The 22,553-nt window shown below is 36.3% G+C and carries 20 protein-coding genes; 14 read left to right on the top strand and 6 right to left on the bottom strand.

What is annotated here, in order from left to right; translation table 11 throughout:
- Positions 1–170: 170 nt before the first annotated feature.
- The 3 genes from OZZ83_RS05925 to OZZ83_RS05915 all read left to right on the top strand — a co-directional run bounded on the left by OZZ83_RS05925 (position 171) and on the right by OZZ83_RS05915 (position 4,247).
- Positions 171–1,310, top strand: coding sequence for an AI-2E family transporter (locus OZZ83_RS05925; protein WP_002310004.1), 1,140 nt, complete (start codon positions 171–173; stop codon positions 1,308–1,310).
- 380 nt (positions 1,311–1,690) lie between these two features.
- Entirely contained in the window at positions 1,691–3,427 is a 1,737-nt protein-coding gene (locus OZZ83_RS05920) for a DUF2264 domain-containing protein (RefSeq protein WP_002314133.1), read from the top strand.
- Positions 3,414–4,247, top strand: a complete 834-nt coding sequence (locus OZZ83_RS05915; RefSeq protein WP_002314132.1) for a hypothetical protein — start codon at positions 3,414–3,416, stop codon at positions 4,245–4,247. Before OZZ83_RS05920 ends, OZZ83_RS05915 begins: the two co-directional genes overlap by 14 nt.
- A gap of 126 nt (positions 4,248–4,373) precedes the next feature.
- Here the strand turns inward: OZZ83_RS05915 and OZZ83_RS05910 are convergent, their stop codons facing one another.
- The 3 genes from OZZ83_RS05910 to OZZ83_RS05900 all read right to left on the bottom strand — a co-directional run bounded on the left by OZZ83_RS05910 (position 4,374) and on the right by OZZ83_RS05900 (position 8,174).
- The gene (locus OZZ83_RS05910; protein ID WP_002314131.1) at positions 4,374–6,161 is read right to left on the bottom strand and encodes a glycoside hydrolase family 35 protein; all 1,788 of its coding nucleotides are present in this window, start codon (positions 6,159–6,161) and stop codon (positions 4,374–4,376) included.
- A 15-nt stretch (positions 6,162–6,176) separates the two neighbouring features.
- Entirely contained in the window at positions 6,177–7,340 is a 1,164-nt protein-coding gene (locus OZZ83_RS05905; protein WP_002314130.1) for a glycoside hydrolase family 88 protein, read from the bottom strand.
- 126 nt (positions 7,341–7,466) lie between these two features.
- Positions 7,467–8,174: a GntR family transcriptional regulator gene (locus OZZ83_RS05900; RefSeq protein ID WP_002290565.1), complete on the bottom strand. Its 708-nt coding sequence runs from the start codon at positions 8,172–8,174 to the stop codon at positions 7,467–7,469.
- A 277-nt stretch (positions 8,175–8,451) separates the two neighbouring features.
- On the opposite strand from OZZ83_RS05900, the gene OZZ83_RS05895 reads away from it, so the two are divergent.
- The 11 genes from OZZ83_RS05895 to OZZ83_RS05845 all read left to right on the top strand — a co-directional run bounded on the left by OZZ83_RS05895 (position 8,452) and on the right by OZZ83_RS05845 (position 18,628).
- On the top strand, positions 8,452–9,936 hold the full coding sequence (locus OZZ83_RS05895) for a BglG family transcription antiterminator (RefSeq protein ID WP_278023444.1): 1,485 nt from the start codon (positions 8,452–8,454) through the stop codon (positions 9,934–9,936).
- Positions 9,926–10,321 (top strand): PTS sugar transporter subunit IIA, encoded by a 396-nt coding sequence (locus OZZ83_RS05890; protein ID WP_002345543.1) that lies wholly within the window; start codon positions 9,926–9,928, stop codon positions 10,319–10,321. The genes OZZ83_RS05895 and OZZ83_RS05890 overlap by 11 nt, the downstream gene beginning before the upstream one ends.
- Before the next feature lie 13 nt (positions 10,322–10,334).
- Positions 10,335–10,649 carry a PTS fructose transporter subunit IIB gene (locus OZZ83_RS05885; RefSeq protein ID WP_002316825.1) on the top strand — a complete coding sequence of 105 codons (315 nt, stop codon included), beginning with the start codon at positions 10,335–10,337 and terminating at the stop codon, positions 10,647–10,649.
- Between the two features lie 15 nt (positions 10,650–10,664).
- A complete protein-coding gene (locus tag OZZ83_RS05880; protein ID WP_002310015.1) occupies positions 10,665–11,117 on the top strand; it encodes a fructose PTS transporter subunit IIA in 453 nt (150 codons plus the stop codon).
- Between the two features lie 16 nt (positions 11,118–11,133).
- On the top strand, positions 11,134–11,454 hold the full coding sequence (locus OZZ83_RS05875) for a PTS fructose transporter subunit IIB (RefSeq protein ID WP_002310016.1): 321 nt from the start codon (positions 11,134–11,136) through the stop codon (positions 11,452–11,454).
- Positions 11,455–11,473: 19 nt separating this feature from the next.
- Positions 11,474–12,571 carry a PTS fructose transporter subunit IIC gene (locus tag OZZ83_RS05870; RefSeq protein ID WP_002310017.1) on the top strand — a complete coding sequence of 366 codons (1,098 nt, stop codon included), beginning with the start codon at positions 11,474–11,476 and terminating at the stop codon, positions 12,569–12,571.
- Positions 12,572–12,627: 56 nt separating this feature from the next.
- Positions 12,628–13,317: a D-allulose 6-phosphate 3-epimerase gene (alsE, locus tag OZZ83_RS05865; protein ID WP_002345541.1), complete on the top strand. Its 690-nt coding sequence runs from the start codon at positions 12,628–12,630 to the stop codon at positions 13,315–13,317.
- 211 nt (positions 13,318–13,528) lie between these two features.
- The gene (locus tag OZZ83_RS05860; protein ID WP_002316822.1) at positions 13,529–14,455 is read left to right on the top strand and encodes a PTS mannose/fructose/sorbose transporter subunit IIAB; all 927 of its coding nucleotides are present in this window, start codon (positions 13,529–13,531) and stop codon (positions 14,453–14,455) included.
- Between the two features lie 23 nt (positions 14,456–14,478).
- Complete coding sequence (locus OZZ83_RS05855; protein WP_002348299.1) at positions 14,479–15,276, top strand: PTS mannose/fructose/sorbose/N-acetylgalactosamine transporter subunit IIC; 798 nt, start codon at positions 14,479–14,481, stop codon at positions 15,274–15,276.
- On the top strand, positions 15,263–16,069 hold the full coding sequence (locus tag OZZ83_RS05850) for a PTS system mannose/fructose/sorbose family transporter subunit IID (protein ID WP_325066025.1): 807 nt from the start codon (positions 15,263–15,265) through the stop codon (positions 16,067–16,069). Before OZZ83_RS05855 ends, OZZ83_RS05850 begins: the two co-directional genes overlap by 14 nt.
- 135 nt (positions 16,070–16,204) lie before the next feature.
- Complete coding sequence (locus OZZ83_RS05845; RefSeq protein WP_002314124.1) at positions 16,205–18,628, top strand: polysaccharide lyase 8 family protein; 2,424 nt, start codon at positions 16,205–16,207, stop codon at positions 18,626–18,628.
- Between the two features lie 46 nt (positions 18,629–18,674).
- Here OZZ83_RS05845 and nrdF read toward each other — a convergent pair whose 3' ends face one another.
- The 3 genes from nrdF to nrdH form a co-directional block, all read right to left on the bottom strand.
- On the bottom strand, positions 18,675–19,640 hold the full coding sequence (nrdF, locus tag OZZ83_RS05840) for a class 1b ribonucleoside-diphosphate reductase subunit beta (protein WP_002287792.1): 966 nt from the start codon (positions 19,638–19,640) through the stop codon (positions 18,675–18,677).
- A 49-nt stretch (positions 19,641–19,689) separates the two neighbouring features.
- On the bottom strand, positions 19,690–21,849 hold the full coding sequence (gene nrdE, locus OZZ83_RS05835; RefSeq protein ID WP_002310024.1) for a class 1b ribonucleoside-diphosphate reductase subunit alpha: 2,160 nt from the start codon (positions 21,847–21,849) through the stop codon (positions 19,690–19,692).
- Between the two features lie 158 nt (positions 21,850–22,007).
- Entirely contained in the window at positions 22,008–22,232 is a 225-nt protein-coding gene (gene nrdH / locus OZZ83_RS05830; RefSeq protein WP_002287795.1) for a glutaredoxin-like protein NrdH, read from the bottom strand.
- Between the last annotated feature and the right edge of the window lie 321 nt (positions 22,233–22,553).

Below are 22,553 nucleotides of genomic sequence, written 5' to 3'. Positions count from 1 at the left end.
CCCAAAACGATTTTTATTTTGGGCGGATCGTGTTTTTGTTGAAGTACTCTTCTGATCAGTAAAATACCTTTCCTTTTTTATTTTGTTTTTTTTAAGCAAATGAAAATCTCAGCGCGTAATTCTTTGTTAAATGATAGAATAGAAGTATCAAAGGAACTTGGAGGAGAGGTATGCAATCACGTTTTAAACAATCAAAATTATTTTTCTGGACAGTGGAGCTAGTACTCACGATCGTCGGTGTGTATTTCATTTTACAAATGCCGAATATTTTTAGTCCAATATTGAAAATGCTTTCGGCTATTTTTTTGCCGTTGCTTGTTGCTGGTTTTATCTATTATATGTTCGATCCAATCGTTGTTTTTCTCGAAAAACATCGGATTCCGAGAGTGTTGGGTTTTTTATTGACATTTTTGGTCGTAATCATTTTAGTTGTTTTGGCTGTCATGAATGTAGTACCTCAGTTAGTGGAGCAGACGATTCAATTGACTCAGAGCCTGCCAATCTATGCAGATGAAACAAGCAAATGGCTAAATGAATTGGCGCAGCGAGAAGAGTTTAAAAATTTCAATTTGGAAGAACAATTAGCATCAGCGAATTTATCTCTCAGTAATTTGTTCAATATCATATTGGTCAGCTTATCTGCAAGTGTCACTAAAATCATTTCATTCATGATGCAATTTTTTATTTTGTTATTTACGGTTCCATTTATTTTGCTGTTTATGTTCAAGGATGGACACAAATTTATTGATGCGTTGTCTCATTTCTTTCCGAAAGCGATTCGTAAAGAGTTGCGACAAACAGTGAAAGAATTAAATGAAACATTATCTGCCTATATCAGCAGTACAATCTTAGATGCTTTGATTATTGGTGTGATGAGCTTTTTGGCAATGAGAATATTCAATCAGCCTTATAGCTTATTGCTTGCGGTCATTTGCGGCATCACGAATATTATCCCATATGTCGGCCCTTTTATTGGAGCAGTACCAGCAATCATTGTCGGTTTGTTTATCTCTCCATTTCAAGCTTTGTACATGGCGTTGTCGATTTTAGTGATTCAGCAATTAGATGGAAATTTGATCAAGCCGTTGTTGTTTGGAAAATCAATGAATATCCATCCACTGACGATCATCTTGGTATTGATTGGAGCAGGAAGTGTCGCAGGAATATTAGGCATGCTGATTTGTATACCTGTATATGCAGTGATTAAGACAATAATATTAAATATTCGGAAAATCTATTTATTGAGAAAAATGGAACATGTTTCTGAAAAGTTAGATAGTCCAAAATTGCTGGAAGAAACAAGTGAATAAGCCTATTTAAAAAGGGATCTTAGCGTTCATTTTATTTAGATGTACGTTGAGATTCTTATTTATATGATCCAGTTGATGCTTTTTTATAATCTAATCGATCCGTCCTGTTTAGGGTGGACGAATGAGCAAATCATGGGGTAAATATTGTTTACTGGAAATGGCTCAAAGGTATATTAGATTTCTTTCATTTTAGATAGAGTAAGTAAAACGAAGAAACCACAAGAAATGCTTCCAAGAGAAAACAATACTAAGTGTGTTAACATATTAAGTTTTGACTATCCTGTTTTCTCACTCATTTCATTTTCATCTCACTCAGAAGTCTCTCCTGAAACCGATTTTCTACCATGGTATCCTAAAGAAAAAGAATTCGGAGGGTTGTCATGAATCAGTTAAAACAAAATCTATTTTTGACGCGGCGCGATTTTGAAGAAGCACTAGAGGAGATAATTTTGCCTTTAAAACAGGAACTATTCAATAGTGAAAAACCAGGAGTACGTCTAGGGAGTAGCGGCGCGGTTTATGACGAGAAGAGAGCAGAAATGGAGGCATTTATTCGTCCATTATGGGGATTGGCACCTTATTGGATGAACCATGAGACGAAAGATGAGTTGAAAGACGTCTATCGAAAGAAAATCTTGAAAGGGATGAATCCAAAAGATTCTTTTTATTGGGGAGATATTAACGATTATGACCAATATATCGTAGAAATGTCAGCGTTATCTTTGAATCTGTTATTGAATCGAAACTATTTCTTTGATGAACTGTCAGGCACTTCCAAACAACAGTTGATTCATTGGCTAAAACAAGCCTTAGATAAAAAAATACCTAAAAATAATTGGACATTTTTCAAAATTTTGATCCGAATCGCTTTAAAACATTGTGGTGAATCATTAGATAAAGAAAAAATGGAAGCAGAATTACGCTTTATTGATACGATGTATGTAGGAAAAGGCTGGTATATCGACGGTAAATCTTCGCAAAAAGATTACTATGTTCCTTTTGCTTTTCATTATTATGGATTGATTTTTGCCAAGTTAATGAAAGACGACTTTCCTGAATGGTCAGAAAAATTCATCTATCGTGCAAAAGAGTTTACGAAGGACTATATTTATTATTTCGACTCCGATGGAGAAGCGTTACCTTATGGACGAAGTCTCATCTATCGATTTGCACAAGGTGCTTTTTTTTCTGCATTGATTTTTGCAGAAGTGGAAGCAATCCCTTGGGGTCAGATAAAGACGCTTCTTTCCAACCATATGAAGCAGTGGATGACACACGATATCTTTACTTATGACGGACGGCTATCCATTGGGTATCATTATGAGAACCTTGTGATGGCAGAAGGTTATAACGCACCGGGGTCTCCCTATTGGGCATTAAAAGTATTTTTATTACTAGCAACTAAAAAAGAACATCCGTATTGGGAAGCCAAACCTGAACCAGTCAATACCAAAGAGAAAAGATTGATTGATAATGGAAATATGCTTTTGTGTCAGGCAAAAGAAGGAAAACATGTACTTGGTTATCCACATGGTTTGATGATCGATGGCCAAGCGCATGCCCCAGCGAAATATAGTAAGTTTGTCTACTCTACTAAATTCGGCTTTAGTGTGCCAAAAGCGGGAATCACATATGAAGAAGGGGCATTTGATAATACATTAGCTCTTTCAAGAGACGGTGAATATTTCAGGACAAAGAAAAAGGTACGAAGTAGTGAAGCAACAGAGACTTTTGTTATGTATGAATGGCAACCATTCCAAGAAGTGCTGATCCAAACAGAAATTTACCCATTTGGTGAATGGCATGTTCGATTCCATGAAATATATACGACGATTCCTTTAGAGATAAGAGAAGGCGGATTTAGTCTTTTGGTAAAAGAACCAGAAATAACTTTGTCGAAAGACTGTGCAAAAATAAAAGAAACGCATGTGTCTCAAATCATTGCAATCGAGGGGTATGAAGAAGCAGGTATTCAGGTACTAGAACCAAATACTTCTGTATTCTTTCCAAGAACCAATCTTCCCTATTTGAAAAAGAAAATCGAACCTGGCACCCATCGCTTTATTTGTTTAGTTGGCGGAATAATAAATGGAGGAGAAAAAAATGATCCAAATTGATCTAAAAAATAAAAATAATCAAGTAGTTATTGGCAAAATCGATCACGAGAAAAAAGAAACCGCATTTTCTGCAAATGGAGAAGAAATAGCAGTTTTAGCAATCAAAAATCACACATATGAAGTAGGAGACAAACTGGTCATAACGAAAGAGAAAAATGATCACTATTTTGTTGTGCAATTAGATGAAACATTGGCACCGACACTTCTTTATATTCCAGAGAAGAAATGGGAATATGTGATTCCGCTAGAAGAAACGAAAGCTTCAGTAGAGACGGGATTTCGTTCAAAAAGACATCACATATATGTTCGTAAAGCCTATGATTTTGAAGTGGAAAGCTATCGGAATGTATCTACAAACCCTCATGATCAAAAATTGATCAGTGGAGCATATCCACATGCATACGCTAATGTAGAGACGAGAAATGATGTGACTTTTTTTGCTAAAAATGCGATTGACGGAAAGTTTGGTAATCGCTCACATGGATCCTATCCATTTACTTCTTGGGGAATCAATCAGCAAAAAGATGCAACTTTGACGATCGACTTTGGACGCTCAATCCAAACCGATCGAGTAAATCTTTTGTTTCGAGGAGATTATCCACATGATAGCTATTGGACAGAAGTTTCTATTTGTTTTTCTGATGGAGAAACAATAAAAGTAGCAACAACAGATACGCTTGAATTTCAATCGTTTTACTTTCCTGAAAAAATGACGAGTTCAGTTACTTTGAAAAATTTGAAAAAAGCAGAAGATACGTCACCATTCCCAGCATTAACACAAATTGAGATTTTCGGACGAGAAGTAATCACTTGTACTTGATTAAGAGAAATAATGATAGAAAAGCTATTCACTATATAAGGGAATCCGCTTTGAAAATCGAACAATGATTTTCGTAGGACTCCCTTTTTGTATAAGCTAATTTACAGGATGATTATTTTGGATCGTTCATGACAAATCTTTTTTTATTGGTTGATCTGAAAAAATCAATGTATCAATTGATATACCTTCTGTTTCAAAAATAACCACTTCATTTCTGCCTTTTTTTAGTACATCTTTTGGACAATATAGTGATAAAACAGGCCCATGATTCCAGTACCTCCCGAGATTGAATCCATTGACGATGACGATCCCCTTACCATATAAAGAACAATCGATATAAGCATCTGCTTCTTCAGCAAGATCAAACTCAAATTGATAAAAAGAAGGCTGTGATGGGTCTTTGCCAGCGGAATAGTCGATTTTATCTAGTTGAGCTTGTTCGAAAGTCAATGGGTAATGGCGGTATCCAAGATGGAAATGGATATCTTGCATGACACCATTGCGAATCCCTTTTGATTGGGAGGGACTATTCAATTTTGCACCGTAATTAACTCTTCCTAAATTCTCAACTAGAACATCTAATGCGATAGTGGGCTGATTTTTTTGTCCTTCAATCATCATTTCATCACCCAGTGTTTCTTGTGTTTGCGTTTGGTCGTATTTGCCGTCAATATATATTTGTGCACGATCGTTTGTTTCGATTAAACGTAATTTATTTTTATGTCCGTAATTTTTTAAGGTAAGTGAATATAATAAATAGCCGTAGCCATTGCTTGCTTGTTCCATTGTCAAAGGGTAATCTGTTTTGATTTCTTCACAGATCTGTTCTTTTATATGAAATAGAGAAACGCTTCTATTTACCGGATAAGTCCCTAGATTTTTTAACGTTTTTGTTCGGGGCTCTGCTTGCCAAACAGATGGACAAACTTCTTTGATGACCCTTTGAACTGCATAATATTTCTCAGTAGGTTGTCCAGCTTCGTTTAATAGTGCATCGTAATCATAGCTTGTGATTTGCGGAAGATCTGTATTGCCTCGAGCAGAACACCCATTATAAAAACCAAAATTTGTTCCCCCGTGGAACATATAAAGATTCAAGGAACCAATTTCTAACATCTCTTTTACTTCAGTTGCTAATTCTTCGGGATCACGCGTAATGATAGGTTCTCCCCATCGATTAAACCATCCATCCCAATACTCCATACACATGATCGGCCAATTTTTTTGATGATTCTGCATAAATTCTTTTAAGACCTGCGCATTTTCTTTTGAGTGGCTTCCAAAATTACCAGTCACAAAAATGTCTTCATCAATTAATGTACCAGCATCTAACACCTCTAGCCAAGCACCATCGGAGGTAAATAAAGGAACATCAATCGAATGTGCAAGCATCAATTCTTTTGTTTGGCGTAAATAAGATTTTTCCATTCCGTAAGAACCGTATTCATTTTCGAGCTGCATCATGATGACTGGACCACCTTGTGTGATCTGAAGAGGTGCAAGTTTTGGTAGAAGTACTTGATAATAATTTTTCAATTTTTCCATAAATCGAGGATCGGTAGAACGTACTCTTATATTAGGTTCTTTCAATAACCAAGCAGGTAATCCACCAAATTCCCATTCAGCGCAAATGTAGGCGCAAGGACGTAAAATTACCATCAAGTCTAATTCTTGTGCAATTTTTACAAATCGAACGACATTTTTGAATCCGGAAAAATCAAAGGAACCTTCTTGTGGTTCGTGAAGATTCCACGGAATATAAGTTTCAACCGTATTTGCTCCTAGTGCTTTTAAATTATATAAACTGTGCTCCCATTGAGAAGGGGGTATTCTGAAATAATGGATTGCCCCACTAATGATTTTTGTAGGAATACCGTCGACTAAAAATTCGTCTTTTATTTTAAATGTTTGCATGTATATTCATTCTCCTTACCAGTAAGTGTTCCATTCAGGTTTTGCTAAACGCATAAGCGCTTCTAAATAAAAGTAGTCGCCCCATAGATTTGGCTCATCGACTCCTTTTCCTTCCGCATGAGCATAAACGCCATGTAAAAGAATTCCTTCATTTTCTGGATCATTTTTAGCAGTATAGTGTGTTCCTAATTGATAAATCATTCCTTTTGCTATTTCTTTTGCTTCAGGATACGCTTCCATTTTTTCTGCTTCTAATAATCCACATGCAGCAATCGCTAGAGAAGAACTGTCTTTATCTGATGGAAAATCATCATTGAAATCAAAATCCCAGTAAGGTACAAGATCTTGAGGTAAATGTTCTAAGAAAACATCGACGATCGCTTTGTAGTTCAACGGAAAAGGAGCAGAATGCAAGTATCGCTCGTTTAGTGGAATCCCTAAAATCGCCCAACTTTGCCCTCTAGCCCAGATCGACTCATCACTATGACCTTGATGTGTTGCACCATGTGTTGGAACTCCTGTGTTTGAGTCAAAATAATAGGTATGGAAAGTCGTGGCATCTTCACGAATCACGGTATGCAACAATGTCTGGTAATGCTTGAAAGCCACTTCTTTATAATGTGGGTCATTAGAAAGCGTACATGCTTGGAACAACAAAGGAAGATTGATCAAAGAATCAATAATCAAGCGGTATTCGAGAGGATCACCGTATGCTCCCCAAGCTTGGATAAAATTCCCTTCGTTCTGAAATCTTGCCACTAAAATATTCGCAGCTTGTAAAAGCGATTCTTTACACAACTGACTATCCACGACTTTATACCCGGCTCCAGCAGATAAACTATAAAGAAAACCGATATCATGATGATCAAGGATGAAGTGTTGGTCTAAGCGTTTTTGAAAGCTATGGATATTTTCCATTGCACGTACTAGAAATTTCTCTTCTTTTGTCCATTCATAAGATAACCAAAGCATTCCCGTCCAAAAACCATTTGTCCAATCATCATTTTTTTTGATTCGATATTTTCCGTTTGTTGCACAAGCTGAAGGGAAATCTAACCCGAAACGAACCATATTTTTTTTGATACGCATCATGCACCATTCAAATTGTTCATCCAACCAATTTTTATCTACAAATGTTCCCAATTCAATCAACATTTCCTTTTTTTGTTGAAGATTCATAGCTACCTCCTCTTAAAATGTTAACATATTAACTTAAAAATAGTATAACGTATTTAGAAAAAAAAAGCGAGTATTCAAGAGGATTTAAAAAAGTTTCTTAGAAGAGAGCAAACAAAAAAGTGAAAGCTATTCCGCTTCCACTTCAATTTTTGTTTTAAAGTATTTCCAATGTTTATAACTGATGATATATTCTGCTACACTTTGATCTGCTAAGTAAGAGTGTTTGATTTGTTGTACAACAGGTTCTCGGAAACTTAGATTCAATAGATTAAGTAGTTCTGCATGCTCTGGGAAAACAATTTCATTTGTTTCCACAGAAGCAAGGGAAAAAAGATCAATCCCAAAATCTTTACGAACTTTTTCGTATATACTTGAATAGACAGAAATATCTTTTGCTATTGGTTCTTTCACTAATTTTTTTGGTAAGTGAGTGATGTGGACCAAAAAGGGTGTGTCTTCAAAGAAACGAACACGTTTAATTTTATAGTAAGAAGCATTTGCTGGTAAGCCTAATTCCTTTAAAATATCCATTTCATTTTCTTCCTCAATCGAGAGTACTTTAACTTTTTCTTTATCTAAAGAATGTAGTTCGATATCAGAGAATTTCACACTTTGAGAAACTTTTGATTTTGAAACGAATGTTCCTTTTCCTTGGATACGATAGAGATAGCCTGCAGCAGTTAGTTCATTGAGAGCCTTGACTGCAGTAATTGAACTAACAGAATATTTCCGTTTGATATCTGCTTCTGAGTAAAATTTATCACCAGGAATAAAGTGGTGGTTTTTGATTTCTTCAAGTAAGTCTTGCTTGATTTGCTCGTATTTAGGAATCATACTAGAAGTCTTCCTTTCTTTCATCATCATTATCTAATAGGATAACATGTTAACATATCCAAATCAATTAAAACCCATAAAGTCTGCTATTGCAGAAGTAAATAAAATTATGACGGTAGATAAATTTAGTGGAACTTTATAAAAATAATAGAAGTAAATTGGGATAAAACATCACATTTTAGAAAGCGGATACAAAAATGTCTGATGCAATGGACAAATTTCAGTGAAACAGATGGGGTAAAAATGGTTATGATAAAGATACAAAGGGGGAAGGATCATGACTAGTCAAATGAATCGAGAAAATAAATTAGTGCTACTATTGTCAAAACAAAATCATTACATGACTTCAGAAGAATTAGCTGATTTATTAGATACCTCGACTAAAACGGTCTACCGCTTAGTAAAAAAAATAAATACAGAATTTCAAAATGGTCACTTGATTTTATCAGAAAAGGGGAAAGGGTATAAATTAGACTACGAAAAATTTATTGAACGAAACAAAGAAACAAATAATCTATCAATTAGTCTATCGCCAAATGAACGTCAGAATCGTGTAATGGAGGAACTTTTACTGTCTTCACCAAGAGCAATCAGGATATCTGAGCTTTTTAATGCCTACGAGGTGGGTGATTCGGCAATTTCCAATGATGAGAAAAGTATCGCCCAAAAGTTGAGGAAGTTTGATCTTCAATTGATTCGAAAAAATCGGACATTAGCCATCAAAGGTTTAGAAGAAGATATACGTAGCGGGCTTGCAGAAGTTATTTGGCGCATGAATATCCTTGATATAGATGAAATAAATGCTTCGAAAACGTTCAATTTCAATCGTTACGATGTCTTGTTCGTTTCAGATCAATTAAAGCTAATCGAAAAAATATTAGAAGGTGGACTTCCTTATCCTTACAATGTCAATATTTTTTCACATCTGTATATCTTGATCAGTCGCTCAAGGAAAAGGAGTGCTCCCGCCAGAGAAGAGGAACTAACCACGGAACAAATTGAATTCTTTGAAAAAGATAACCAAATTAAAAAAACAGCCGAAATCGTTATACAAAATGTTGAAAAATATCTGGCAACTTCGTTATCTGTGAATGAATCTTACTATCTCTATCAGTATCTAGTTTCCTCAAGAATGGAAAAAACAACAAAAGAAATAAAAAAATTTCCAGAAGAGGTAGAAAAAATCACTACTTACTATTTAGAAGAAGTAGGCAAACGAATCAATATGAAAGTGACAAATGAAAGTATTTTTATTGATCTAGCCAATCATATCAAACCAATGATCAATCGCTTAAAAAACCGTATCCACGTAAAAAATGGCTTGTTGGACCAAATTCAGCTGACCTATGAAAAAATCTATAACAGTGTGTCTGAAGTATCTAAAGAAGTCAGTCAGCACTTCAAATTACCTCTAATCAATGCAGATGAGATTGGCTTCATAACGTTGTATTTCGCACGGATGTTAGAAACACAACAATTACCGATTCAGACATTGATTATGTGTACGACAGGTATTGGAACTTCTGAATTGTTGAAAGCAAAAATCATCAAAAAATTTCCAGACTTAAATATAGTAGATGTCATTGCGACAAAAAACTATCGTACGGCTTTAGAAAAAAATCCGAACATCGAATTGATTTTGACAACAGTTGGAATCCGCTCACGATTAGGAGTCCATACATTACTTGTTAGTGCGATGCTAACAGCAGATGATCAATCACGAATCCAGAAAAAGATTGGGGAAATCTATAATGAAAGATGAGTTCATCGAAAGAATCGAAGTATCCGTTACTTCTCAACGAGAGGCATATCATTGGTTAGCAAGTTCACTTTATCCTGGAGAAGAAGAGAAAATAAGTATATTGATGGAAGCTTTTCTTATGCGTGAACAAAATGGAAATATTCAAATTGAAGAGGGGATCATTCTTCCTCATATTGAACATGAGTTGATCACTGAATCAAAAATCATCATTTTGTATCCCAAAAAAACCATTATTCAATGGAACGAAGCAATCGAACAAGTCGATTTGATTCTTTTTGTATTGCTTTCACCAAACGAAACTACGGAAAAAAAGAAGAAAATAGCAAATTTTATGAGATGTTTAGCGGACGAAAGATTTATTCAAACATTAAAGAAAAGAAAATAAGGAGAGACAAAAGATGAAAATCGTAGGTGTAGCCGCATGTACAGTTGGGATTGCCCATACGTATATTGCACAAGAAAAATTAGAAAATGCAGCCAAAAAAGCAGGACACGAGATGCACATCGAAACGCAAGGAACGATTGGAATCGAGAATGAATTAACCCCAGAGCAAATAAAAGAAGCAGATCTCGTGATTCTGGCAATTGATGTGAAAATAAGTGGCAGAGAACGATTTGAAGGAAAACGTATCATTCAAGTACCGACGGAAATCGCCATCAAATCACCCAATAAACTAATCGAAAAAGGCGTTGAAGTCGTAAAACAAGCGTGAAGGAGTGGAAATGCCATGGAAGTAACAAACATCATCGATCCGAATACGATCAAAACAAACTTAGCAGGAACGACAAAAGAAGAAGTACTTGAAGAATTAGCAACTATATTGTTGGAAAATGCGTATATCACCGATATAAAAGAATTTATGAAAGATATATATGCTCGTGAGAAAGAAGGGCAGACAGGTATTGGGAACTACATTGCAATTCCTCATGGAAAAAGTGCATCTGTCAAAAAGATCGGGGTAGCAATTGGAGTGACAGCTCGAGAAATCCCTTGGGAAACATTAGATGGTAAAGGGGTAAAAGGAATTATTTTGTTTGCTGTGGGTAATGATAATGATGGGGCTAAAACTCACTTGAAGTTGTTATCTTTATTTGCAAGGAAATTAGGAAACGATGAAGTTGTTGAACAATTGATTAAAGCAAAAGAGACAAAAGAGGTCATCGCAGCATTTGCATCATAAAAAGGAGGAAGAAAACATGAAGATCATAGGAGTAGCCGCATGTACAGTTGGGATTGCCCATACGTATATTGCACAAGAAAAATTAGAAAATGCAGCCAAAAAAGCAGGACACGAGATGCACATCGAAACGCAAGGAACGATTGGAATCGAGAATGAATTAACCCCAGAGCAAATAAAAGAAGCAGATCTCGTGATTCTGGCAATTGATGTGAAAATAAGCGGCAGAGAACGATTTGAAGGAAAACGTATCATTCAAGTCCCCACTGAAATCGCCGTAAAGTCACCCAATAAACTGATCGAAAAAGCACAAGAAATAATTGAAAAACAACTTGCTTGATCATAAGGAGGGAAAAAAGATGGAAAAGATAAAAAAGTTAAATTTAAAGGGACATTTATTGACAGCGATTTCTTATTTGATTCCAATCGTTTGTGGAGCAGGATTCTTGATTGCTATCGGGATGGCGTTCGGTGGGACAAGTCAAGGAACACTGGTACAAGGTGAATTTTCTTTTTTTGATGCTTTAGCAACAATGGGAGGCGCTGGTTTAGGGTTACTTCCTGTAGTCATTGCAACGGGGATTTCTTATTCTATTGCAGCAAAACCAGGGATTGCTCCAGGGTTCATCATCGGATTGACAGCGAATGCTATTGGGGCTGGTTTTATTGGAGGGATATTAGGTGGCTATCTTTCTGGATTTCTCGTGTTAGCTATTTTAAACCATGTGAAAGTCCCAAATTGGGCAAAAGGACTGATGCCAACATTGATTATTCCCTTTGTTGCTTCTATCCTAGGTGGGTTAATCATGGTCTATATCATTGGAACTCCTGTTGCCTTGTTTACGTCTATTCTTACGAATTTCTTAGAAGGATTAGGTAATTCGTCCTTGTTGATTTTTGGCGGTGTGATCGGCTTACTAAGTGGCGTTGATTATGGTGGACCAATTAACAAAACGGTTTTTGCTTTTGTTCTCACAATGCAAGCAGAAGGAATCAATGGGCCAATTACAGCCCTCCAATTGGTGAATACGGCGACGCCTATCGGGTTTGGATTAGCTTACTTTGTCGCAAAAATATTTCGGAAAAATATCTATACAAAAGTGGAAGTCGAAACATTGAAATCAGCTGTTCCAATGGGTGTGATCAATATTGTCGAAGGTGTGATCCCACTAGTGATGAATGATATCGTCCGAGGTGTGGTTGCTACGGCTATTGGCGGATTTGCTGGTGGTGCAACGACAATGATCCTAGGCGCCGATGCAACAGTACCCTTTGGCGGTGTATTGATGATTCCGACGATGTCCAGACCTTGGGCAGGCGTGATAGCAATCTTAGTGAATGTTCTTGTGACAGCCGTTGTTTTGGCAATTATTAAAAAAGATGTGGGAAAAGAAGTCGAATCCGTAGTGGAAAAGGAAGAAGAAGATATTGACTTGGGAGACATTCAGATTTTCTAAGTCCTTCATTTAGTCGGGGATTCAATCATTGATTTTTAAATAAAGGAGTCTTATATATGAGTAAAGTTTTGTTCTCACCATCTTTAATGACGATGGATCTGGATAAATTTAAGGAACAAATTGAGTTTTTGAATCAGCATGTCGATTCTTATCATATCGATATCATGGATGGCCATTATGTACCTAATCTGACATTGTCTCCATGGTTCATTGAGGAAGTGCGAAAAATCAGTCATTTACCAATGTCTGCCCATTTAATGGTCACAGACCAAAGTTTTTGGGTGAATCAATTGATTTCACAAAAATGCGAATGGATTTGTATGCATGTCGAATGTTTAGATGGGCTAGCCTTTCGATTGATTGATCAGATCCATGCTGTAGGACTAAAAGCAGGAGTCGTATTAAATCCTGAAACACCTATTGAAACTATTTTCCCTTATATTGATTTAGTGGATAAAATCACTATCATGACAGTCGATCCCGGTTTTGCTGGACAGCGCTTCATCGAAAGCACATTAGATAAAATCGTTGATTTAAGAAAACTTCGTCAAGAAAAGGGATATCATTATTTGATTGAAATGGACGGATCTTCGAATCGAAAATCATTTAAGCGAATTGATCATGCCGGACCAGATATCTATATCATCGGCCGTAGTGGATTATTTGGTTTAGACGAAGACATTGAGAAATCATGGGCCATCATGAAAAGAGACTATGAGGAAACAACTGGAAAAAGTATAGAATAAGGAAATAGTTAAAAAGGTGAGAGGCAAAAGTTTAAGAGTTACTTTTGCCTCTCACCTTTTTGTATGCTGATACTTTTTAGATAATTGTACAGAAATAAAAAAACATAATATGTTAAGATGTTAGGTTTACGAATGAGATAAACTATGTTATAGTGTGCTTGTACAAAAGATAATATGTTAAGTAGGATTTTATTTTTGGGGAGGAAAAGTGATGCAGAATATTATATTGATTAGTCATGGCAGTATGGCTGAAGGCGTCAAGGCAAGTTTAGAAATGATCGTCGGAAAGCAAGATCATGTTCATGTCGTTGCGTTGACGCCTGATGGGGACAATCGGCAATTCGAAGAAGAATTATTAAAAAAAATGAAAGCCCTTAACGGCTCATCCTTGATTATTGCAGATCTTTTAGGTGGTACGCCATGTAATGTAGCATTAAGTAACTATCTAGAATCAGAAAATGTGGAAATTATTGCAGGGATGTCTTTACCATTAGTCATAGAAGCAACGTTGAATTCAACTGCTACGGTAAAAGAATTGATCCAAGCAGCAACAACTGGCATTGTTGATGTGAAGCAAAAAATGAAACAAACAGAAATCGAAAAAGAACCAAGCCTACCAAAGGATAATAGCCAATTGTATGAGGCATATAAAGGAAAAGAAAATATCGTGAATGTCAGGATAGACGAGCGTTTGATCCATGGACAAGTTGCGGGCATCTGGGCGCCCAGTTTGCACACACAGCGTATCATTGTAATCAACGATGAAGCAGCAGCAGATTCGTTACAAAAATCTTCCTTAAGAATGGCAGCGCCTACATCGATGAGACTTTCAGTTTTGCCGGTTGAATCTGCTGCGAAAAATATACGTTCAGGAAAGTATGGAAAACAGCGTCTATTCCTAGTATTCAAAAATCCAACAGATGTCTTACGTTATTTGAAAGCCGGAGGAAAGCTAACACACGTAAATGTTGGAAATATGAGTTATAAAGAGGGATCAAAAGACATAACAAAAAGTATCAAAGTATTAGAAGAAGAAATTGATGTGTTCGAATCAATTGCAGCAATGGATATAAATGTAACCGCTCAATTGGTACCAAATGATCCAGTTGTTGACTTCATGGATAAACTGAGAAATTAAATAAAAATGAGGAGGAAGAAAGTATGCACTTAGCAGCGTATCAAATTATTCTTATTACGGTTTATGCTTTTATTGCAATCAATGATTCGCTTATTTCAAATACATTAACACAACCAGCCATCGCAGGTATGATTTCAGGAATGATTATGGGAGACTTAAAAACAGGATTGATGGTTGGAGGTACATTGCAACTAATGAGACTAGGGATTGCGGCTTTCGGTGGGGCATCAGTTCCTGATTATTTCACAGGAGCCGTCTTGGGAACAGTATTTGCGGTTATCTCTGGGAAAGGTGCAGAGTATGGTATAGGATTGGCTGTTCCAGTATCTTTATTGATGTTGCAACTTGATGTAGTCGCTCGCTTTTGTAATGTTTATCTCTTGCATCGTGTAGATAGAGCAATTGATGATATGAAAATCAATCGTATACCGCGATTAGTCTTATCTGGCTCTTTTCTTTGGGGATTATCACGAGCCATTCCGATTTTATTGATGCTTTTAGTCGGTGATGCTGCTGTTTCAACGATCACAGAAAATACACCAGAATGGTTGATGAATGGACTAAAAACTGCTGGTGGGGTGTTACCAGTCGTGGGTGTGGGAATCTTGTTGCATTACCTTCCAACAAAACAATATATTCCTTATTTACTATTGGGTTTCTTTTTAGCCGCTTATTTACAAGTGCCAATGCTTGGTGTCTCAATCGTCGGTGTGATTGCTGCAATTATTGTATTTAAAAAAGATAGTGAAAAAGCAGAACATCCGACAGTGACAGCCACAAATAATGGAACATTTGAAGGAGGATATGATGGGGATGAATAACCAGAAATTAACAAAACAAGAGCTGAATGCGATTAGTTGGCGCTATATTTTAGGAAGTCAGCTGAACTGGAACTATGAACGAATGATGAGTTCTGGCTATTTATATGGGATATTACCAGTATTGAAAAAATTCTATGGTAATGACGAATCACACTTACAAGATATGATGCGTACACATAATCAATTCTTCAATACCAACGCGATTTTCGGAAATTTGATCATGGGGATTGATGTGGCAATCGAAGAAGAAGATGGTTACAAAGCAAAAGACACAATCATTGCCTTAAAAACAGCTTTAATGGGTTCTCTTGCTGGCGTAGGTGATTCATTGTTCCATGTGATTTGGGGAACGATTTTTGGATCGATTGCAGGAACATTAGTTCAAAGTGGCTCAATTGTTGGATGTGTGATTTGGGTCATCGCGAATATCGTTTTGTTATTTGGACGGGCTGCGTTATTACCATTAGGATACAAACAAGGAGTCAAACTTGTCACAACTTTGAAAAACAAATTATCTGCATTCACTAATGCCGCAACAGTTTTAGGTGTCACGGTAATTGGTGCTTTGATTCCTTCCGTGGTAAAGGCAACGGTCCCATTTGTTTATAAAAAAGATGGTGTGGAATTAGTTATTCAAGATACATTAGACGCTATTTTACCCTCTCTTGTTCCGGTGTTACTTGTTTTATTAACTTATTGGATGTTGGGACAAAAGAAATTGAATTCCACACGAGTAATCTGGATCATTTTGATTCTTTCCATTGCATTAAGTGCGTTTGGTATTTTAGCTTAAAAAAGGAAAAGTGAGATACGTCCGTTCACATATTTGTCCAAAAAGTAGAGGTTAAGCGGTTTTCTCATTCACTAAGATAAATGTGATTTTAGCCTCTGTATATTCATACAATCTGATGAGAAAGAGGGAGCAAAGATGGAGAAGGAGAAAAAAGGTTTGGGTAGAAGGATTCTTTTGATGAGTATGCTTAGTTTAATTAGTTTATTTGGAATGAGTATATCAACCTTTGCCGAGGAAGATGAATTTCAAAAGATGGAAGAACGATGGAAAAGTCAACTTGTCTTTGAAAAAGAAAGTCCGGAAAATGAGTCATTAAGAGCATATATAGAAGCGTTATCAAAAGAAGCGGAAAATTTATATCAAACATTGGATCAATCACCTGACCGGACCTATCTATGGCCACTTGAATCGGGAAATACTTCTTCAGCAGATTTGACGACACAATTTACGAAACTCCAGAAACTTACTTATGCCTATAAGACAAAAGGGACAACACTTTATCAACAGCCAGAGGTTGCTGCAGCAATTAAAGAGGGAATCGATTTTATGATTACCAAAAAAGGATATGATGGGAAAAAGTATTATGGAAATTGGTGGGATTGGCAAATTGGTATCCCACAAAAATTTGTGAATATCCTTCTACTGTTGCACCAAGAGCTATCCAGTGAAAAAATCCAACAATATACAGCTATTTTAAATCAATATGTACCTGATCCATTCCAGCAATTATATACTAAACCACAAGATTCATTTGTAGACCTTGCATTTATCCCTAACTTTTCAACGACTGGTGCCAATCGAACAGACTTATCATTGACTGTTTTAGGAGTAGGTATTTTACAAAAAGATGCCACAAAAATCCATCAAGCAGTGAATGGGATCAAAGATGTTTTTCAACTCGTGACAAGTGGAGATGGGTTTTACGCAGATGGTTCCTTTATCCAGCATAATGATATTCCTTATACAGGTTCTTACGGGAATGTACTAATCAAAGGAGTCGGACAGATTTTTACGATTGTGGATGGGACTTCTTATGCAGCAGCTTCTGATGACATTCACGCTTTCGTAGAAAATGTAGAGAAGGCCTTTATTCCTTTGATTTACCAAGGTGAAATGCTTCCCATGGTGAATGGACGCGCTATTTCGCGTGCGCCTTCAAAGACGAAGGTAGGATACGGGTCTTCAACGATGTATAATTTATTGATTGTTTCAAAATTTGCACCAGAAGATAAGCAAAAGGAACTAAAAGAAGCAGTTAAATATTGGATGCAATTGAACCCTTCGTATTATATAACGAATGTAAGAGATTATAATGATCTGGTCATGACACTATCCTTATTAGAAGACCAGACGATTTTAGGGAAGGATTTACCATTCATAGGGACAAAAATGTATCATAAAATGGATCGTTTTGTTCAGCGTACCAGTAAGTATATGGTAGGAATCAGTATGTATTCGAACCGTATCTCTTCTTTTGAAGCAGGAAATAAAGAAAACAAACGTGGTTGGCATACATCGGATGGGATGGTCTACTTATATAATGAGGATGATGTACAATTCGGTAAGAGCTATTGGCCGACTGTCGATCCTTATCGATTGCCAGGAACAACGGTCGATACAGTCCCTTTAAAAGATGAAATCTCTTCTTTTACGACTGTGCGATCAAATGAGAAAGCCGTTGGCGGTGTATCAAATGAAGGTCAGGCAGTGGTAGGTATGGCTCTAAATAAAACTGGAACAAAGAATAATGGGACAGTTTTGCCAATGGATGTCAAAGGGAAAAAATCGTGGTTTGTGCTTGACGATCAATTGATTGCGCTTGGTTCGGGAATTACCGGTAACACAAATGCGTCTATTGAAACGATTATAGATAATCGTTTATTAAACGATCAGTTTACTTATAAAGTTGTAACAGAAACAGGAGAAATTACCCAGCCAACCGAACAAAGTGAAAAAGAATGGTTATTGTTACAATCAAGTCAACCAGAAACATCGATCGGTTATTATTTTCCTGAGAAAGAAACAGTAAAAGTGATAAGTGAAGCACGGCAAGGTAATTATAGGGAAATCAACGAATCATTTCCTAGTGATGAAGTTTATCATGGAAGTTATCGGAAGTTTTTGATCAATCATGGAAAACATCCAATCAATGAAGCTTATGCATATGTGATATTACCCGGAGTGAACGAAAAAGGTTTAAAAGAATATGCAGAAAAAGAACCAGTTACTATTCTTCAAAATACTCCAAAAATTCAAGCAGTAAAAGTAAAAGAATCCGGTTATTTGGGTATCAATTTTTGGGATAATACTGGTGGAGAATTAGATGGATTAAAAACAGATAAACCACTTTCTGTATTAAAGAAAATAAACGAACAAGAAAAAAGTTATACGTTTGCTGATCTTGCTCATACAAAGACGAAAATAACGATTGAATTACCAAATGATTTTGAAGCTATTCAAAGCATGAGTGAAGGAATTACCTATGATGAGCAGATGGGTCGCTTTACTATTGATTTTTCGCAAACATCGGATACACAAAAACAAATTGTCGTGGAATAAAAAAAGCGCACAAGAATAGAATATTCTTGTGCGTAATTTTTTATCCTTATTCCAATCCAATCAAATAATCGTCATCTTTCATCGCTTCTACATGACCTAACAAATAGCCGTTTCCGACTTGTGAGAAGAAGTCATGGTTGCTTGTGCCTGTTGAAATCCCGTTCATTACGATTGGGTTGACATCATTGGCAGTATCTGGGAAGAGTGGGTCCATCCCTAGGTTCATCAATGCTTTGTTGGCATTATAGCGTAGGAATGTTTTGACTTCTTCTGTCCAACCGATTGGATCGTATAATTCTTCTGTATAACGTTCTTCGTTTTCATAAAGCTCATAAAGAAGATTGTACATCCAGTCTTTTAACGTTTCTTGTTCTGCTTCAGGTAATTCGTTGAAACCTAATTGGAATTTGTAACCGATATAGGTTCCATGTACCGATTCATCTCGGATGATCAGTTTGATGATCTCTGCTACGTTTGCCAATTTGTTGTTTCCTAAATAATAAAGAGGAGTATAAAAACCTGAATAGAACAAGAATGTTTCTAAAAAGACGCTGGCAATTTTCTTTTCTAGCGGTGTACCGTGTTTGTAGATTTCATTAATACGCTCAGCTTTTTTTTGCAGATAAGGATTCGTATTCGTCCAGTCAAAAATTTCTTCGATTTCTTTTTTCGTGTTCAGTGTACTAAAAATAGAAGAATAACTTTTGGCATGGACGGATTCCATGAATTGGATATTGTTCAAAACGGCTTCTTCATGGGGAGTACGGACATCTTTACGCAACTGATCCATACCGCTTTCAGATTGGACAGTATCCAGCAGTGTCAAACCGCCGAATACATGTCCTACTGTATCTTTTTCCAATTGAGACAATGTGCGCCAATCATCTAGGTCATTTGAAAGTGGGATACGTGTATCTAGCCAAAATTGCTCTGTCAGCTTCTCCCAAGTGGATTTATCAATGATATCTTCAATTTCATTCCAGTTTATTGCTTCATAATATGTTTCTGACATGAGAATGCTCCTTTAATTAAAATATGAATAAGCGAATCTATCTATGATATTAGATCACGCAGCTTTCACATTGATTGCTTCCGATTTCTTCTGCATCATCAGTAAAGGTACGTACATAATAAATGGATTTGATTCCTTTATGGAAAGCGTAATGTCTTAAAATATTCAAATCACGTGTCGTTTGCTTCGTTGTTGTCTTCCATTCATAAATACCTTCTGGGATTTCAGAACGCATGAATAAAGTCAAACTCATGCCTTGATCGACGTGTTGTTGTGCCGTTGCATAAACATCGATTACTTTACGCATGTCCATATCATAAGCAGAAGTGTAATATGGAATCGTCTCATTGGATAAATAAGGCGCTGGGTAATAAATTTTACCGATTTTCTTCTCTTGGCGTTCTTCGATCATGCGAGTGATAGGATGAATGCTTGCACTCGTATCATTGATATATGAAATTGAGCCATTTGGTGCTACTGCCAAGCGATTTTGGTGATATAGCCCATCTTTCATTACTGCTTGTTTCAAGGTATTCCAATCTTCAGCAGTTGGAATAAAAATCCCTTCAAACAATGCTTTGACTTTTTCTGATTTTGGCTGGAATTCTCCAGTTACGTATTTTTCGAAATAAGTGCCATCAGCATAAGCTGATTTTTCAAAATTATGGAAAACTTGTTTTCTTTCACGAGCGATATTGTTGCTTTCAACAAGTGTCCAATAATTCAACAGCATGAAATAAATATTTGTAAAGTCTAATGAATCCTCTGAGCCATATTCCATTTGTTCTTTTGCAAGATAAGTGTGTAAGCCCATGGCACCTAATCCAATCGTATGATTCAGCTTATTTCCGTTTTGGATCGGTGGTACGACATCGATATCAGATGCATCTGTAATAAATGTCAATGCACGAGTCATCGTACGCACAGATTGACCAAAGTTAGGGCTTTGCATCAAATTCACGATATTTGTCGAACCTAAGTTACATGAGATATCTGTTCCTAATACTTCATACTCCTGTTTGCCGTTGATCACAGAAGGCGTTTGAACTTGTAAAATCTCTGAACATAAATTACTCATGATAATCTTGCCGTCGATTGGATTCTCGCGGTTCGCTGTATCAATATTGATTACGTAAGGATAGCCAGATTCTTGTTGTAATTTTGAGATTTCATTTTCAAGATCACGCGCTTTGATTTTTTGTTTGCGAATGTTTGGATTTGCAACTAGACGATCATACTCAGCTGTAATATCTACATAAGAGAATGGAACACCATATTCTTTTTCGACACTATATGGACTAAATAAATACATATCTTCGTTTTTACGTGTCAATTCATAAAATTTATCAGGTACGATCACACCAAGAGAAAGAGTTTTTACGCGAATCTTTTCATCTGCATTTTCTTTTTTTGCTGAAAGGAAAGCAATAATGTCTGGATGGAACACATTCAAATAAACCACACCAGCTCCTTGACGCTGACCTAATTGATTAGAATAGCTGAAACTATCTTCGAATAATTTCATGACTGGAACGACACCACTCGCAGCACCCTCGTATCCTTTGATAGGAGCGCCGGCTTCACGAAGATTTGATAAAGTAATCCCTACGCCGCCACCAATACGGGACAATTGCAAAGCAGAGTTGATTGAGCGCCCGATAGAGTTCATATCGTCAGTGACTTGAGTCAAGAAACAAGACACCAATTCGCCCCGACGTTTACGTCCAGCATTCAAGAAAGAAGGTGTAGCTGGCTGATAACGTTGATGGATCATTTCATCTGCAAGAGCAAGTGCTAATTCTTCATCCCCGTTCGCAAAGTAAAGCGCATTGAAGGCTACTCGATCTTCATAAGTTTCCAGATAAGCGGAACCGTCGTTGGTTTTCAACGCATATTGAGAATAAAATTTGTAAGCAGCCATAAAAGATTTGAAAGAAAAATGTTGTTCGTCCAAAAATTGATATAGCTTTTCAATAAATGATGGTGAATATAATTGGATGAATTCTGCTTCTATATATTCTTGTTCGATCAAGTAATTGATTTTTTCCATAATAGATGGAAAAGTCATCGTATTTGGTTTGACATTTTCTTCAAAAAAGGCAGCCAAAGCTTCTTTATCCTTATTCAAAGGGATTTGACCATTGACTGGTCGATTGATTTCATTATTCAGCTTGAAATAACTGACATCTTGTAAATTTTTAAGACTCATACGTACGCCCAACCTTCATTTCGTATTTGATGATGCTTGATTGCAAATCATTGCATTGTTTTTAAGCTTTAAAAAAGGATTTGGAAGTTTGCGACAAAAACTGGTGCTGTCTCAAGCCCTTCAAATCCATGTATCTTGTTTTGATTCTTTTAGTCATGTTAGCTGGCAAGTTTACGCAACTGATCAGGACGGAATCCGATAACTGTTTCTGCATCGGAAGTAATGACAGGAACACTTTGGAATCCTTGTGCTTTCAACCAGTCTACTGCTTCCGGTTGTTCATCGATATTGACTTCTTCAAAAGCAATTTGATTTTCTGTTAAAAAACGTTTGACCATCTTGCATTGCATGCAATTATTTTTAGAAAAGATTTTTACGTTCATGATGAGTGCCTCCTCTAAACACATTCTTATTATCTATAATAGATAGTATAAAACTCTTAGTAAAAAAGTCAAACAACAAACACTACATATTGTGTTGTGGAAACTGTGGAATACTAAGTTTTGTGTTTTTGAAAAAAAGAGCTGAAAACAAGTATCGTGTGGGAAAATAGCAAATCTAATAGAGAAAAAATTGTGGAAAACTATGAAGAAATATTTTTTTCTCATTTTTATCTATCAATAATAAAGAATCGCTCATAATATCACAAGTGTAATTGACATTCTCAATTACCGAGAGTATTCTATGTGAGAATGATTCTCATT

Source organism: Enterococcus sp. E5-162 (assembly GCF_035725965.1).
GTDB classification, from domain to species: Bacteria; Bacillota; Bacilli; order Lactobacillales; family Enterococcaceae; genus Enterococcus_B; species Enterococcus_B lactis.
Note: the sequence above shows the minus strand (reverse complement) of the source record. Positions and strands in the feature narration are given on the sequence as shown.